9 protein-coding genes are annotated in these 16,457 nt (G+C 41.7%); 3 read left to right on the top strand and 6 right to left on the bottom strand.

Annotated elements, in window-relative coordinates:
• Positions 1-7: 7 nt before the first annotated feature.
• From KTO63_RS21890 to KTO63_RS21865, 6 genes are all read right to left on the bottom strand, one after another.
• Positions 8-1,228 carry a glycosyltransferase gene (locus tag KTO63_RS21890; RefSeq protein ID WP_217794096.1) on the bottom strand — a complete coding sequence of 407 codons (1,221 nt, stop codon included), beginning with the start codon at positions 1,226-1,228 and terminating at the stop codon, positions 8-10.
• Positions 1,229-1,237: 9 nt separating this feature from the next.
• Complete coding sequence (locus KTO63_RS21885; protein WP_217794095.1) at positions 1,238-2,425, bottom strand: acyltransferase family protein; 1,188 nt, start codon at positions 2,423-2,425, stop codon at positions 1,238-1,240.
• An 81-nt stretch (positions 2,426-2,506) separates the two neighbouring features.
• The gene (locus KTO63_RS21880) at positions 2,507-4,705 is read right to left on the bottom strand and encodes an exopolysaccharide transport family protein (RefSeq protein WP_217794094.1); all 2,199 of its coding nucleotides are present in this window, start codon (positions 4,703-4,705) and stop codon (positions 2,507-2,509) included.
• An 82-nt stretch (positions 4,706-4,787) separates the two neighbouring features.
• Positions 4,788-11,174: a PA14 domain-containing protein gene (locus tag KTO63_RS21875; RefSeq protein ID WP_217794093.1), complete on the bottom strand. Its 6,387-nt coding sequence runs from the start codon at positions 11,172-11,174 to the stop codon at positions 4,788-4,790.
• Positions 11,175-11,755: 581 nt separating this feature from the next.
• The gene (locus KTO63_RS21870; protein WP_217794092.1) at positions 11,756-12,163 is read right to left on the bottom strand and encodes an RNA-binding S4 domain-containing protein; all 408 of its coding nucleotides are present in this window, start codon (positions 12,161-12,163) and stop codon (positions 11,756-11,758) included.
• Positions 12,164-12,344: 181 nt separating this feature from the next.
• The gene (locus KTO63_RS21865) at positions 12,345-13,709 is read right to left on the bottom strand and encodes a dipeptidase (RefSeq protein ID WP_217794091.1); all 1,365 of its coding nucleotides are present in this window, start codon (positions 13,707-13,709) and stop codon (positions 12,345-12,347) included.
• Between the two features lie 239 nt (positions 13,710-13,948).
• Between KTO63_RS21865 and KTO63_RS21860 the strand changes: the two genes are divergently transcribed.
• From KTO63_RS21860 to KTO63_RS21850, 3 genes are all read left to right on the top strand, one after another.
• Complete coding sequence (locus KTO63_RS21860) at positions 13,949-14,185, top strand: hypothetical protein (RefSeq protein WP_217794090.1); 237 nt, start codon at positions 13,949-13,951, stop codon at positions 14,183-14,185.
• Positions 14,186-14,190: 5 nt separating this feature from the next.
• Positions 14,191-14,472, top strand: coding sequence for a type II toxin-antitoxin system RelE/ParE family toxin (locus KTO63_RS21855; protein ID WP_217794089.1), 282 nt, complete (start codon positions 14,191-14,193; stop codon positions 14,470-14,472).
• A 140-nt stretch (positions 14,473-14,612) separates the two neighbouring features.
• Positions 14,613-16,427 carry a DUF4139 domain-containing protein gene (locus tag KTO63_RS21850; RefSeq protein WP_217794088.1) on the top strand — a complete coding sequence of 605 codons (1,815 nt, stop codon included), beginning with the start codon at positions 14,613-14,615 and terminating at the stop codon, positions 16,425-16,427.
• Positions 16,428-16,457 lie beyond the last annotated feature (30 nt).

Raw genomic sequence — 16,457 nt, 5'->3', positions numbered from 1 at the left:
TTAATTCTTAATTATTAATTATTAATTCATAAAACGCATCTCCCATCAATCCTATACTATTCTCCCAGGTATGCGTTTTGGCAAATTCGCGACGCTTCATTTGCTGGTCTAAACTATTGAATTGTTCCGGGTGTTGCAAGATGTTGTTTACATGTGCCGCATAATCTTCTTTGGTTTTGCACAAAAAAGTATAGGGCGCAAACATATCCATGGCCTTTGTGGCTGTTGCCACCACCGGTTTCCCCATGGCCAGGTATTCGTCTACTTTTCGTGGATAATTACCCGCGGTCACTTCATTGAACATCTGTGGGTTGATGCAGATATCGAAATGAGAAATATAAGCAGGCAATGTCGCCGGATTTCTTCTTCCTAAAAAATGCACGTTCTCCAATTTATTCAATTCACTTTTTTGAAAGAAATCGTCAACCGGGCCCACCAGTACTACCTGGTGTTCGGGATTATTTTTTGCCAGATGGATCAATACTTTTTCATCGAGCCTGACTTCGCTTATGAATCCAACATAACCAATGACCGGCTTCCTGATGGCTTTCAAGTCATCTGGCATTGGCAGGTTTTCGGCAAGAAAAGGTGTGAGGTCACAGCCCTGCCCTATATCGAAACTGTTTTTGTTGAACTGCCTGGAATAGTCTGCGAGGTAGGAGGAATTGGCCACTACAAGATCTGCCTTTTTCATCACACCGCTTTCCAGTCTTGCACCGTGCCTTTTAAAGAAATCAACGGCGAGCATATAGTCTCTTATGTAGAAAATATATTCTTTGCAGCCGAGCATTTCTTTCAGGTAAAAGCCCCGGGTGAAATCGTTGTCGTTGATGAGCAATACATTTTTAAAATTCAATCGCTGAACGGCCTTTTTAATTTCGTCAGCAATTCTTTTATTGTTCATTTTGTTCAACGCATCATGCACGGTTGCCACCGGCACCCAGTTGATTGATTCCACTATCGTTCTTGGATTGTGTACCCAGATGTTTTTGCTTACTTCAGTTAACTCGCCTTCACCATTTTGAATGCTGGCAAGGCGTGCAAAAACTTTGGGGTCATTTTTATCGCGCAGGCGGGACCTGCGGTCGAGCGCACGGTTCACAAAAAGAACCCTGTTTCTTTTTGCAAGTTCGAGCGCCATATCTTTAAAGTTGCTTCCTATTTCTGTGTCCCACGGCTGGAAGCTGAACATAACAATATCTCTATCGTGTATAAACTTATGCTCCATAAGGTTCAGTTATTGCGTGCCGGTATATGATTTTCCAGGTGTTACTGTTTCATAAACCTTGTTAGAGGCCAGCAATTTTTTTTTGTATGTTTCTTTGGTAAAATTCAACTCTTCCACCGGCTTCTTCAAACTGAATAGCCACCATGCACCTGCTTTCGATAGAATATTGTAAATGATTATTGGAAGTGTGATGCCCATCGAGATGCCTATGGTTAACAACACCGGAACACTGCTTATGTCAAACACATGAACCAGCAATGCTCTTGTGGCCGCAAGCACTATAAGGTGCATCACATAAATGAACAACGAATGATAACCTACGATGCGCAAAAATTTCAGGATGCCTGCTTTCTCCAGCAAAAAACTTATCTGCACAATGAAGCAGCAGCCCGTTAGCGCAACAACAAGGAAAAACAAAGGCATATAGTGCTCAATGTAATAATCCTGATTGTGACGCAGGTTGATCTTTGTGAAAAAGTAATGTGTAATAATAAACAGAACAAATACCGGCAAAACATACTTGAGTTGCGTAAAGTATTTGGCCTTGTCTTTATTTAACACAAACTGTGAAATATTATCACCTATTGCAAAGAACAAATAGTAGTGAAATACGTCTGTAAAAATGAAAGCTCCTGTTCTTATTGCATGCAGATAACCACCGATGCCATAGAATACCAAAGCTACTGCGAGATGCTGTAAGCTGGTAAGCTTTAATTTCACTTTTATAAATGCGTAAATTACTCCTACTACAAACAAAGCATTAAGATACCAGAACTGCTCTATTTTTCGTGGGTAAATAATCAGATTGAGATAATCTATTACTTCCCTGTGTGCATTTACATATGGCGCAAACTGCAGCTGCAGCGTTATTTGTATGGTTCCCCACACTAATAGCGGGTAAAAAATAACTTTGAACCGATCCGAAACGTAATTGCCCAAACCTTTCTTGTTCAAACTTGCCGCGACAAACAAGCCGGATACGATAAAGAACAAAGGCATTCGGAAACTAAATAAGAACACGTTCAAATATTTGAACACGATATATCCCTGCGTTTGTATATCGGCATTTGTAAGACCATCAAAGCAATGCCTGTAGCATACCATAATGATACATATGCCTCTGACGTAGTCTATCCACGGCTGTCTGTTCCTGCTTAATACGAAGTCCGCATTAAACAAATTGTTCTTAATACCCACTGTTTTAGGTTTTCTAACAGCAGCATGCTATCATCACTGATGAACCATCTTTGTAGGATTCAGGTTTAAATATACACACTACTAGAGTTCGATATTATCTTTTTCAATACTGTTCAATACACCCCCCATAACCTTGTTGTCGATGGTTTTGAGGAACTGTAAAGATTCTTTGTCCAGTTGATTAAGGGTATTATCGGCAGAGAACACAACCACAACGCCTTCTACATATCTTGAAAGTTCGCGGCTGTCTGAGTGCATATTCAGGCCGGCGCCTTCAATAAAGATGTAGTCATACTCGCGCTTAATAAGCGCAAGATGCTCAAGCAGGTTGTGCTTAGGCAATATCTCCAACGGAGAATAATTACCTTGCTTACAGCCAATAATGTCAACACCGGGTATGGGAGTTTTGCTGGCGATTTCGTAAACGCCTTTTTCGTGTACGGATTTATCTGGATTAAAGTTTACGTTTTCAAGCGTAGATTTCGGGACAAACTTTTCCGTAAGGGTATTGTGCGGAAAATTAGTATCTATCAAAAGTAACTTCTTTTTTGCAAGACTCATGCTATAAGCCAACGCTTCGATCAAAGTTGATTTACCCACGTCAGATTTTGTACTCGTGAAAAGAATAACTTTTTTCTCACCGTTCTCAATTTCATAACGAAGCTTTCTTACACTCTCAATGAAAATATTTTCTGCTGAGTTTGCTTGTCTTGTTGTCTCCGATACATTTTCAAATTGATCGGCAACTGTTCTTGTTCTCAGGTTAATCTTTGAAACAGTTGACAATAATTTAAGTTTAATGTTCTTATGATAAATAGAAGGCGCACGCACCGAGTTGTCAAGGAAGTCGATGATGATCACCACCAACGAAGACACTACTAATGTTGTTAACGCACAGAGTAACAAGATTGTCTTCTTCTTACCCGGCTCTGGTTTGATGGCAGGCTGACCAACGATGGTTTGTTTAAAGTTGATTTCCGGCGCCACATCTACGTCTTGCGACGTTTGCATTCTTGCAAGCAAAGCCTGGTATTCAGTGTTGAGACGGTCTACTTCGTTTTGTAGTTTTTGCACTTCTACTTCATCACCACCACCTGTATAGGCCATGCCTTTGTAAAGGTTGATTTTATCATTGATAGACCTTGACGTTTGAGTCAGTGAAGCTATTTCATACTCAATGTCACTCTTATCTCTTGTCAATTGATTTCTAAGACCTGAAACATCTCCTTTACCGGCCTTGAAAGTTTCCAGCTTTTGGATCTGTTTTGTATTGTTGTCAATCTGATTCTGCAAATCTTTATAAGTTGCCGGCCCTGCTGTAGTTTGCTGTGACGCCAGTTCTCTGTTCTTTTGCGTAAGCGATATTATGTCGGAATTTGCATTCGAAGCGGTAACAGTTCCCGAGCTCAATCCTTGTATCTGATCTTTTACAGAACTGAGACGCCCTTTCAAACTATTTAATTTGCCTTCGTTGTCGTTCAATTGCGTGGTAAGGCTTTGCATCATTTCCATCGCCGCTTTTGCCCTGTCGCCCACGTTAGGAGAACCTACTTGTTCCCTGAATTTTTGCAAGATCGTAACCGCATTGTCGTACTCTTGTTTCTTCTGTTGAGTAAGAGCAGAAAGTTTGGTCATAGATTCTGTGGTACGTGTCGCATTGATCTTTGTAAAGAAGTTGATGAACTCGCGACCTATGGAGTTTACCACGTAAGCAGACAGTTCAGGATTTTCAGACTTGAAAACGATGTTCAGATAGTCAGTTCCCTGTACACGGTCAACGCTCAATCTGCTCAATAAAGCCTCGTGATTGTATTGATACAATTTGATGAGCTCAAATACTTTTGATTCGGAAGGTTCATAAGCGACCAGCAATTCCTGGTTGTCTACTTTTTGATGTAATACTCTTTTTGCTTCTTCCAGGTTAAGACCAACAATTGAAGGAGTACTTTTCTCTTTTGCGGTAAGCGTACGGAAAGGTCTTTTTTGTTCAAGATCATGCAGCATTAATTCGTAAGACAGCATGCCCACAACAACGGGAGATTTGAAGGTTTCAATTACGTTTTTAAAACGTTGATCTGCTTCGGCAAAACTATATCCCACATCGTCTTTGATCTTTACCTGTTGTTTCATGGTAAAGCCGGTGGAATACTGCGCGACGGATACGTAAAATTGATCTTTAGAGAATACGAAGATGAGCCCTGCAAGCACACCCGCAATGGTACAAATGAGTATGACCCATTTTTTCTTCAGCAGTGCATGTAACAAAAAGACTAGATCCATTGGTAAGTTCTTTGTGGTTTTGTGCGAAAAATAAAAAAAGAATCCGGGAATACGAAACTCCCGGATTAAAGGTAAGTTAAGGCTACTTATTTATTTTGATCAACTTGATAACGCTATTGGTTGCACCATCGCTGCTATGAACCCGCATGAAGTATATGCCTTGCTGTAGTTTCGCCTCTGCGGTTGATATTCTGATGGTATTTGTACCTGAAGGTACACTGTTAAACACTTTCGCAAACATTATCTTTCCGTTACTGTCAAATATTTCTATATCCAGTTTGTCAATTGTATTTGCAGTTTCAACCTGAAGGTTCAAATAATCGTTGAACGGATTTGGATAAGTACTCAATTCTGCCGGAACTCGTTTTGTTGAGTCTCTTCTCGCAGCGCTGTCTGCTGCAATACCTGTGTTAACTCTTATCGCCTGGCTGGCCACAGGAAGATCAGTTGCAGATCCACCAGGAACATACGTGTATGCCTGCAACACTATGGCATTCAGCAAACCATATGCCGCGTCTGGTGTGGTAGAGATATTGGCTGTAATTTCTCCGTTTGAATTTGGTATCACACCGTCAATGTAAACTGCTTTGATTGTATCGTACAACGCATTCAGATAAACCGTGCGATTACCGATAGAATAAGTAGTATTGAAGGAGTTTGCCCATGTATTTGAACTTCCGGAGAAGCCAACACGATAACGCTTGCTCTGATCAAGATTGCTGAATTTAACAGTAGCAGTAGTGTTCGTTGCAACAACATAGTTGGATACCATTACACTGTCAGGGAATACGCCGGAGTTGGTTCCTGTGCTGCTTCCGCCGCTGCCTGAGCTGCTAAAGTTATTTACAATGGTCATTGTATATCCGGTATAGTTGCCCTTTGGATCATTCAATCCAAACACGTCTCCCACTACAGGTGCCTTACCGGTATTGTTCCATGGCGCTCCTCCAGGGTTTGAATTCTTCATGTTTACATAGATGATGCTTCTTGGGCTTGTTGTAGTTGCAATGTTGCTGTACGCTGAGAAAACAGCACCATTTTTCACTCTTACTTTATAATAATAACGTGTATTGGTCGCCGGCGTTACATCTGTGTAACTTACCGCATTCGCTGCAGTTGTTGTCACCAGCGCATATCCGCTACCGTAAGCTGTTGATCTGTAAACTTCAATACCGGTTTCACCATCTCCGCGATCGCTCCATGTAAGCCTGATCTTGTTGGTATCTGCAGGCTCAACTATGAGGTTAGTCGGGTTGAGATTTGGTGTAGCAACAGGATCATATTCCTGGATGATCAGGGCGCTGATACATGCAGCCTGGCTGTTAGATGCTCTCAGCACATTAAACGAAACAGAGCTGTCTGCTGCCGGTACAAGGCCATTCAATCTTGGCAGGTTGTTAGCATTGTAAGAACCGTTGAATGTTACGGATTTTGCTCCTGAACTTACAGTGGCTGTATAGTTATAACCTGAGTTCAATCCTGAAACAAATCCTACAGAATATTTCTTGTTCGGATCCAAACCTGTTAGTTTGAATGTACGTGGAGTAGTTGCCTGGCTACAGTATATACCAGTAAACATTACCGTATCTGGCACCACGCCTGCATCGTTACCGGTTTTGAAACCATTGCCATAATAACCGTCGAATTGGGTTACGAGTTGTACATTCCATCTTACAGCTGCACCACCATCATCTGTCATTGAAGTGGTTGCAAGACCTGCTACAGGGAATCCTGAACCGCTTGGTACGTTGTTCCATGGTTTTGGCAGTGTAAAGCCAAGACCACCGAATTTCACAAGCGCAGTTTTTACGCCACTTTCACTTACGAGGATATTAAAGGTCTTTTTAGTAAGGCCACCTTTGTTATCAGCCACGTTGATGGTCACTTTGTAGAAGCCTACATTGTCGAGGCCCGGAGTAGCCGTAACTGTGTATGTATTACCACTAGGCGGACTTAATGTAACGAATGAAGTTGGCAGATCAGGAATTGTTGCAGTCAACACATCACCTGCATCGTCGCTTGCACTAAAGGTTATAGCAGCCGAGCTGCCTGCTTTCACATACAAGTCGGTAACCGGTGCAATGATTGGCGGATTATTTCCTGTCACCAACATTGTTGTATCAGATGACGGAGAATCACCAACGCTGTTGTTTGCCACAACATAGTAATAGTATGTTGCATTAGGGGTAGCTGTTGCATCCAGGTAGCTCGAATCATTTTGATTTGTTGCGCCAGGATTCAATTGTGTGTAAGGCCCTGCACTGGTTGATGCGCGATATACTTTATAACTTGTTTCGTTATAGGCAATATCCTTCCATGTTACCTTGGCACCGCTGCCAGGGATAAATGTAGAACCGATGCCTTGTGCTTTTGCAGGAGCAGTACCATCATTATATACTTGTTCTATTATAAAGGCATTGATGTATGCATTGCGTGTTCCTGCAGCTGCACCTCTGTACCACTGAATGTTTATATTTCCTGCTGCATCCGGTGAGATTCCTGCAAGAGATGCAGTATTGGTTGTGTTATTTTTTTCCAGAACCGAATCCATTTTACCTCCGGAGCTGAATACTGTTCTTGACAATGCAGTTTCAGTATAGTCGTTTGTTGAAGACAACAATCTGAAATTGTAAGAAGATGCAGGATTCAAATTCTTGATCAAAATGTTTCCTATATTACTCGGGTTTGACAAATAGAAACAGTCACGCAAAACAACATCCGGGAAAACGCCACTGTTGTTACCAGTTGTTTGACCTGATTTATACAGCGTAATATTATTTGGCGCGGAAATAGTAACGCCCACCGTAGATGCACTGCCAGAAGAAGTTAGCAGGTTGGTTGACACGCCACCCACGTTATTCCAAGGCGCCGGCGCTGCTGGATCGCCTGCACCAGAGTAATAAACCTTCACATACCATTTGGTATTCGGAGATTTATCATTTACTGTTATCGTAAAGGTTTGGTTCGCCTTTCCACCAAATCCATCATTCACTGTTGCTGTTACGCTGTACACACCCGAAGCTGCATAACCCGGAGCCACGGCCATGGTTCCGTTACCGTTTCCATTATTTGTAAACGTTACAAATGAAGGCAAGCCGGTAAATGTCCATGAGATATTTGCATTTCCTTCCGGATCTGTAGCAGACACATTAACGTTAGATGTAGATCCTTCATCAATTGCAATGTTGCTTATAGGTGCGATGCTTGGCGGATTGTTCGAGTTTACAATAAGAGTGAATCTCATTGTATCTGTCTTACCATTGTTATCGTTTGCTACAACGGCTATGGTGAAAGTACCCTGCGTTACAACAGTTGGCGTGAAGGTAAGTGTTGCATTACCATTTGAAATATTTGCCGGTGTTGCAAATACAGGCTTATTCAGATAAGTGAATGCGATATCATCGTTATCCGGATCAGATGCTTTGATTGGCAACACGAACGTTGTACCGTACTTCATAGTGAAGTCTGCAATTGGTGTAACAGTAGGTTTGATATCCAGTGATCTTCCTGTTACTTCATTTGAGAATGCGGAACTATTTCCAACAATCTTAGCTCTTACTTTATATAGATAGGTTTCGTTTGGCAATACAGTTGCATCAACATAGTTAACCGTATTTGGATTCAAGGTAGCGATCACTCTGTAGTTAGTGTTATCGTTAGATGACCTCCATACTTCCATACCTGTTTCTATACCGGAATTATCTGTCCAGTTAAGTGTTATTTGCTTGCTGGAATTAACAACTAACCCAAGTGCACTTGGTGCGCCAGGCGCAGCTGGTGCAGCTTGTGTAGTATTATTTGCCACTGAAGTAAAGGCAGAAGCTCCTGCTGTATTTACAGCTCTTATTTTGTAATAGTAAGCCGTTGATGGATTCAATGCAAACGTATCTACAAAGCTAATCACACCTGCAGCAGTTGTAGCCAGAGAAGTGAAAGGACCAGCAGCAGCTGTACCTCTTACAATTTCAAAACCGGTTTCAGTTGTGCTGTTATCTTTCCAGCCCACGGTTATTTGACGATAAGAATTTACCGTTGCAGTTGGAAGCGATGGTGCTGTAGGCAACGTACCCGCACTTACATTATCTGTAAATGCAGAGTTCGGTATGGCTCCTGATGTGACACCGGGACCACTCCATGTCAACGCGATAGATTGGCCACCCGCCTGCTCGAAATATGAAACAGCAAAAGGATATACACCACCTGCCGGGAATGTATAGGTGCCGGTTTTTGTGGCACTGTTATCATGGGCGCCATCATTGTTTACAGTAGGAGTTACGAGGTAATTGTAAAATGAATTTACCCACATAGCACTTCCATCATCAGATTTCAATCCAAAAGTGTAAGTACCTGCTTGTGGAATTTTAATGTAACCTTCCCACACAAATCCAAACTGATCGTTTACAGTACCTGGACGTACAGAGATATCTACGTTTGAAGATATGCCCGATGACACCACTGTTTGCGAATAAAAGTTTGGCAAATTATAATAGTAGTTCTGATAGAACCTCCATTTCAATCCAACCAACGCAGTTGAAGCAATCACCTGGTTGCTTGGCTGCGATACATTGCCCGCTTTGTCTCTTGCTTTTACTGTAAATACGAATGTAGTAAGAGGAGTAAGGTTGTATACGGTTGTAGAAAGGGAGTCAGTAGAGTACATTTTCACACCGTTTACATAAATATCGTATTTATATACACCAACATTGTCGGTAGCGGCACTCCAGGACAGGTCCACAGATTGGCGTGTGGTATATGTTCCAGACACTAAATTTGATGGAGCAGTTGGCGCAGTTACATCTGCTTGCGTGGTGGCAGTAGCTTCATTACTCACAGCACCCGCAGCGGTTCCGTTTATTGGTCTTATAATGTAATAGTATGCTGTATTAGATGTCAAACCATTGTCTGTGTATGAAAGGGAAGTTCCCGGAATAAGGCCAACATATGTGTAAGGGCCACCAGCTTTCGTGCCTCTGTATACTTCATAACTGGTAGGCGCATTCGTAACTACTGAATTTTTTGCCCAGTCCAGCAAAATGCTGGCCCCGCTGAGCTGTGTTGCATTCAAATTTTTAGGTCTGTCCGGTTTAGGAGAACCGTTCGCATTTACGACAGTATATACAGGGGTAAATGACGAATAACATCCTGTCGCGTCCATCACCGCCGCCTTGTATTGGCCGGATGGAGCATTGTATACTTGCGCAGCACTTTTAATAGAATTGTCTGCTGCCGAAACCCATCTGTAAGCATTGTAACCTGCAGGCTCCATTAATGGAACTGAATAACTGCTATCCGCACCAGGCAACACATTGGTGCGTATACCCTGAATGGCAATTGCTGGTGCATTGTACCGTGCTCTCGTTAATACCGTTACAGGACTGGGAGACCAGGCTGACCAGCCGGAGGTTGCGGTGCGTTGAAATCTTGCACGATAAGTTCCATATGCAGTAGCAGTATATTCTGAAGAGGTTGCACCGGAAATTACCGCTCCATTCAAATCCCACTGGTATGCATAATATCCAGCTGTCAATCCCATGCGAACATTGATGGCAGAATCCGGACACAGTAAGTTATTTTGAAAATAAACAAGCGGATTTGCTTTATGCGCGGTATTGAGTTGTGAGAGAAAATAAGGCTTGGCCCACTGATCGTTCCAGGTGTGGTGGTCGTCTAGCGGAAAAAAATCATAAATAACATTACCACCGGCTTGTCGAAAACTGTTATAGAAGGCCCTTGCTGAAGCAGAATCAGGATTGGTGTCTAACCCTCCCGAAGCCATCCAAAGCGGAATTTGCAGGAAGGATGGAATATTGGGAGTAAGAGTACCCACCAAAGTTGGAGAGGCTGCTATAATTCTTGATACCCGTTTTGGATTTTGGTTGGCGTAACTCATTGAGCCTTGGCCACCAATAGACAAACCCATAGAAATAACACGGTCCGGATCCACCTTACACCATTTGTAGAGAGAATCAAGCACATCATTTACACGGCTGAAATAAGGCTCCCAGCCAATAGCTGTTTCCTGTGGAAAAAGCATAAATCCGTCGTAACCGCCGGATGTAATCTGGTTCTGGAAAAAATCACCTCCATTATACAATTGTAGTTCGTTGTTGGTTATTGGCGCAATTTCACCGCCGCCATGCCAGAACACCACAAGAGGATATGTCTTGCCATCTGCCACACCTTGTTGATATGTCTTTGGATAGATAAGACGGAAAGGCATTCCGTTCCATATATAAGGCTTGTAATTTGTGGTAGTAAAAGTTACCTGCCTGCCGTTGTAGGCCGCCGTGGTCCTGATCCACTTTGCCATTGTTCCATTGTTGGGAACCACAGGATTATAAACGCTGCCAGAAGGCTGAGTGTTATCGTACGTGTACACGGGATCATTCTGATCGAACACGTTCTGGGCAGAAAGTTTTCCAATAAGCAGCAAAACTGCAGTTGTGGTAAGAAGTACAATTCGTTTCATACGAAATACATTGATAAAATAAATGGATGAATCTTATGTCCTATGCAGAGTTACAATTGTCGTAACGGGCTAAATGCAAGGAAACACAAGAGGCATATTGGAGAATAAAACGAAATTGGCTTCTCTAAGAATAATAAAGGTATTAAGCACAGTTAGTTTTCCGATGGGGATAATGAATGTACGTATTCTACTATTTATGACGAGAGAGTTAAACTAGAAGTCGGTCTCAAAAATAATATAATTTTTCAATTGTTAAAATAAATCATTCAAAAAGTGAGCAATTCCCTTTCGAATTGAAAATGAATAAATTAATATACTGAATTATTGCTAAAAATGCTAAAATGCACGCGTATTTTTACGCTTAATTTTTTAATAATGTGCGGGCTCACCATTTGCCTTATCCAAGGCGCATTGAAATAGCCTTTGTGCAAAAAAATGGGATAAGCCGTGTGGGGATTGCTTGATTGGAAATCATTGGCAGGCGATCTAAAAAATCAAACCAGAGGGCTTGGCATATACATTCGGGGGTTACCCGGAAAGCATTTTCAAATTTTCAAATCCTCAAATTTTCAAATTTCAAATTAAGCCTTCTCCTCCTCCCCTTCATCCATAAAGCCCTCAATGTCGCGGCGTTGTTTTTTGGTGGGTCTTCCTACTTTACTAAGGCGTTTGCCCGTATGAAAAGATGCAGCCTGGAAGCGAACTCTTTCCTTTTCTTCCAGTGGCGTAAGGTCTTCGTAGTATTTTATGGCTTCAGCGTACTGTACGCGATTAGCGAGCAACCCTGTTACCTTTATTACCCATTTCTTAACTTCAGTCTTTACCTCATACTCATCTCCTACGTTCACAGAGCGGGAAGCTTTTACAGACTCACCATGCATTTTCACACGCCCTTTCTCCAGCGCATCAGCAGCAATGCTCCGCGTTTTAAACAAACGGATTGCCCAGAGATATTTATCAAGACGAAGTTTTTCTTTATCAGAACTCATGTTCTAAACGTTATCTTTTTGGAGTTGACTACCCAGTAATTTTGGGTTGCCTGTACCGGTTGCCGGCGGCCGGTGATTAAGCGCATTAAAACCTTACACAAACAAACTTCTCTCAAAATCAAGGCCCTTTACACATAAACACCGGCTACTGGTTACTGGCTACTGGCGACAACACAACTATTTACTGCTCCGCAAAATACTTATGGAAATACGGAATGGTTTCAATGCCTTTATAATAGTTTGCCAGATCATATTTTTCGTTAGGGCTATGCAAATTATCGCTGTCCAATCCAAAGCCCATGAAGATGATCTTTACACCCAGTTCCTTTTCAAACAATGCACAGATAGGAATACTTCCGCCACCGCGCACAGGAATTGGTTGTTTACCAAAAGTTGTTTCAATTGCCTTTGCAGCAGCCTTATATCCTTTGCTGTCAATCGGCGTCATATAAGGCTCGCCACCGTGATGCAATTCTGCTTTGATCTGGATGTATGGCGGAGCAATTTTTTTAAGATGGTTGATCAGAATTTCAGTGATCTTATCAGATCCTTGATTAGGCACCAAACGGCAACTGATCTTCGCATATGCTTTTGATGGCAATACAGTTTTTGCACCTTCGCCTGTATAGCCACCCCAAATACCGTTCAGCTCAAGCGTTGGACGAATACCTGTGCGTTCATTGGTGGTATATCCTTTTTCTCCCCACAGCTCATTTACACCTAAATCTTTTTTGTATTCTTCTTCGCTGAATGGAGCTTCGGCCATCAATTTTCTTTCTGCCGTAGTGGCTTCTACCACATCATCATAAAAACCTGGAATAGTAATGTGATTGTTTTCATCATGCAATGAAGCAATCATTTTTGCAAGAATGGTAATCGGGTTGGCAACTGCTCCACCGTATACACCACTGTGCAGATCGCGGTTTGGACCGGTCACTTCCACTTCAATGTAGCTTAATCCACGCACACCAACATCCATGGAAGGTGTGTCAAGACTGATCAACGCAGTGTCGCTGATCAAAATCACGTCAGATTTTAAAAGCGCTTTATTTTCTTTTACAAATGTTGCCAGGTTAGGGCTTCCAACTTCTTCTTCTCCTTCAATCAAAAATTTAATGTTGGTTGCAAGCGTATTTGTTTTGCTCATGGTTTCAAAGGCTTTCACGTGCATGTACACCTGGCCTTTGTCATCACATGCGCCTCGCGCAAATATTTTTCCATCCTTAATCACCGGTTCAAAAGGACCGCTGTGCCACAGGTTCAGCGGGTCTGCGGGTTGCACGTCATAGTGACCATACACCAAAACAGTTGGTTTGGAAGGATCAATAATTTTTTCACCATACACCACGGGATGACCCGCTGTCGCATAAATTTCAACTTTATCTGCACCCGCTTCCAGTAAGCGTGTTTTGAGCGCTTCGGCACAGGCCTGCATATCTTTTTTATGTTCGCTTCTTGCGCTCACGCTTGGAATGCGCAATAATTCAAGCAACTCATTTAGAAACTTGTCCTTATTTTTTTCCTGATAATCTTTCCAGGTTTGCATAACAATCAGTTTAATTTAGGTGAAAAGTAAACGAAATTAGGGGTTTACACGGAAAAAAGAACTACCGCACACAGATGACACAGATTGGACGGATTTACACGGATTTTTACCTGCGAATGTGCCTTCTAAAGCATAGGGTGCGCCACCCCAACTTGTCAGGAATATTTGCCACTGAAGCTTCTTAACTCTTAGTTTTCTATTGACGATATAAAATTCTAAATTTGTCAAAATGGGTGTTTATGCAAGTGACAAATATTCGTCAAAAACTACATCAATATATTGACAACAGCGACGAAAAGCTTTTGAAGCTTATGTATGCGATAGCAAAGGAGTATTATGACGACGATGATTTTGAGTATTCTTTTACCGAAGAGGAGATTAAAGATTTTGAAAAAAGACGAACAGACCGAGTAAACGGAAAAAGTAAAGTTTATAATTGGACCGAAGCAAAGGATAAAATTATTGGTAAAAAATAAGCTCAATGAGTTATGCCCTGGAATTACAGGAAGAAGCTGTAATTGATATGCGAGACGCATTTGAATGGTACGAACAACAGAAAACGGGATTAGGATTTGAGCTGATCGACGAAATAGAATCGGGATTTGAACAAATCTGTAATTCCCCCTTCCATTATTCTTCAATTAACGAACATTTCAGAAAACTAAAGATCAAACGCTTTCCTTATCTGGTTATCTACGAAGTGGAAGCCTTGAAAGTCATCATAATTGCTGTTAGACATTCAAGCAAAAAACCAAAAGATTAATACCTTTTAGAAATTTCAAGTTTTGTCTAGCGAAATTTCGACGCAAATATTCACCACTTAGGCATTCTTAATTCCTAATTCTTAATTTCTTTTATGTAATCCATCTCTCCCCCGCATCCTCTCCATACAAAATTGGTATTATGAAAAAGAAGATGCTAGTATGGATGTTTGTTGCCTTTGCTTTTACCGCAAAAGCAGAAGACAAAGTAACTGTTCCCGCCACGCTGAAAACAGTTACCATTTACCGCTCCGGCGCAGAAATGAATCACGTTGCAAGTGCCACGCTTAAGCCGGGCAATAACGAATTGATCATTGAAAATATCAGCAACAAGGTTGATATCAACAGCATACAAGTAAAAGCCCCTGCAGCTGTAACCATTATGGGCGTTGAGTTTTCCAACAACTATCTTGTGTCTACAGAAAAAACACCTCGCATAAAAATGCTGGAAGACTCTTTGGAAACGGTTAAAAATAAAATTGCACGAATTGATCTTGCCATAAGCAATACAGGCAAGCTAATCGATGTATTAAATGCAAATCGTGATATCAAAGGAACGCAGACAGGGCTTAGCGTTGCGGAGCTGATGAAGCTAATGGACTACTACAAAGCAAAACTCAGCGAATTGCAGGATGATCTTCTCCAACAAAATGCTAAAAAAGAAAAAGAACAGGAACTAATCACCAAACTTCAATCGCAGCTAAAAGAGGAACAAAGTAAAAACGTGGCAACTTCCGGAAGATTGATATTGCAAGTGTCTGTAGCCACACCAGGAAAATTCGATTTCAATATTTCCTATATCGCTCAAAATGCTTTCTGGACGCCTTACTACGACATTCGTGTGGAAAGCACAGACAAGCCACTTAAAGTCATTCAAAAAGCAAAGATCAACCAGTCTACAGGCATCGATTGGAAACAGGTGAAATTATCTTTATCAACCTCAGTGCCAAGCCAGTGGGGCGATGCGCCTATTTTATCGCAATGGTTTTTGGGATATATTGATCCTGTTAATGTGATGAACAAACAGCTTGCGATGAATTCGCTTTCTGGCAGGGTTCCGGGACTCTCCGTTTCCTCAAAAATGGAAGAAGTTGTTGTCGTTGGTTACGGCACAAGGAGAATCGATGATGAGGACAAAGAAATGGAAAAAGCGACAAAACCCATTTATGTAGTAAACGGAAGCATCATGGACGAAAGCGAGTTTGCCAAAATCAACCCATCTTCCATTAAAAGTATGGAGAAGTTAAAAAGCAGTGCTGCCACTGCGTTATACGGTTCACGCGCAGGAGCTGGCGCAATAGTGGTTACATTAAAATCAGGCCTTGAAGATTATGTTTCAGTAGCTGATAACACAATGGATGTAACATTTGATATTTCCATACCATTCGACGTTCCTACCAACGGAAAAGAACAAACAGCAACTATCCAATCATTGGAAGTTCCTGCAAACTATAAACACTACTCTGTGCCCAAACTTGATAAAGATGCATATCTGCTTGCACAAGTAAAAGGCTGGGAAAAATTAAACTTACTACCGGGTAACGCCAACATTATTTTCGAAGGCACCTATGTAGGCAAATCCTTTATTGATCCGAACTCTGTGCAGGACACACTAAGCTTAACGCTGGGTAGAGACAAACGCGTTGCGATCAAGCGCGATAAGCTGATCGATTACAGCAGCGTTAAGTTTTTAGGATCTAACAAGCTGCAAAAATTCACTTACGAAATCACGGTAAAAAATAACAAGAACGAAGCAACAAATGTTTTGCTGAAGGACCAGTTTCCAACTTCGACCAATAAAGAAATAGAAGTAGAATTATTGGATGCGGGCGGTGCTGACATCAACAAGGACCTCGGTGTGCTGAACTGGCAATTACAACTCGCCGCAAACGAAACGAAGAAAGTGCGCTTCACGTACAGCGTGAAATATCCAAAGGACAGAACGGTGAATTTGTAGTTGAGAATTGAGAGTTGAGAGTTGAGAGTT

Origin of the sequence: Pinibacter aurantiacus (genome assembly GCF_019130065.1) — a bacterium.
GTDB classification, from domain to species: Bacteria; Bacteroidota; Bacteroidia; order Chitinophagales; family Chitinophagaceae; genus Pinibacter; species Pinibacter aurantiacus.
The sequence above is the reverse complement of the archived record's forward strand: the minus strand, read 5'-3'. Positions and strand labels throughout refer to the sequence as shown.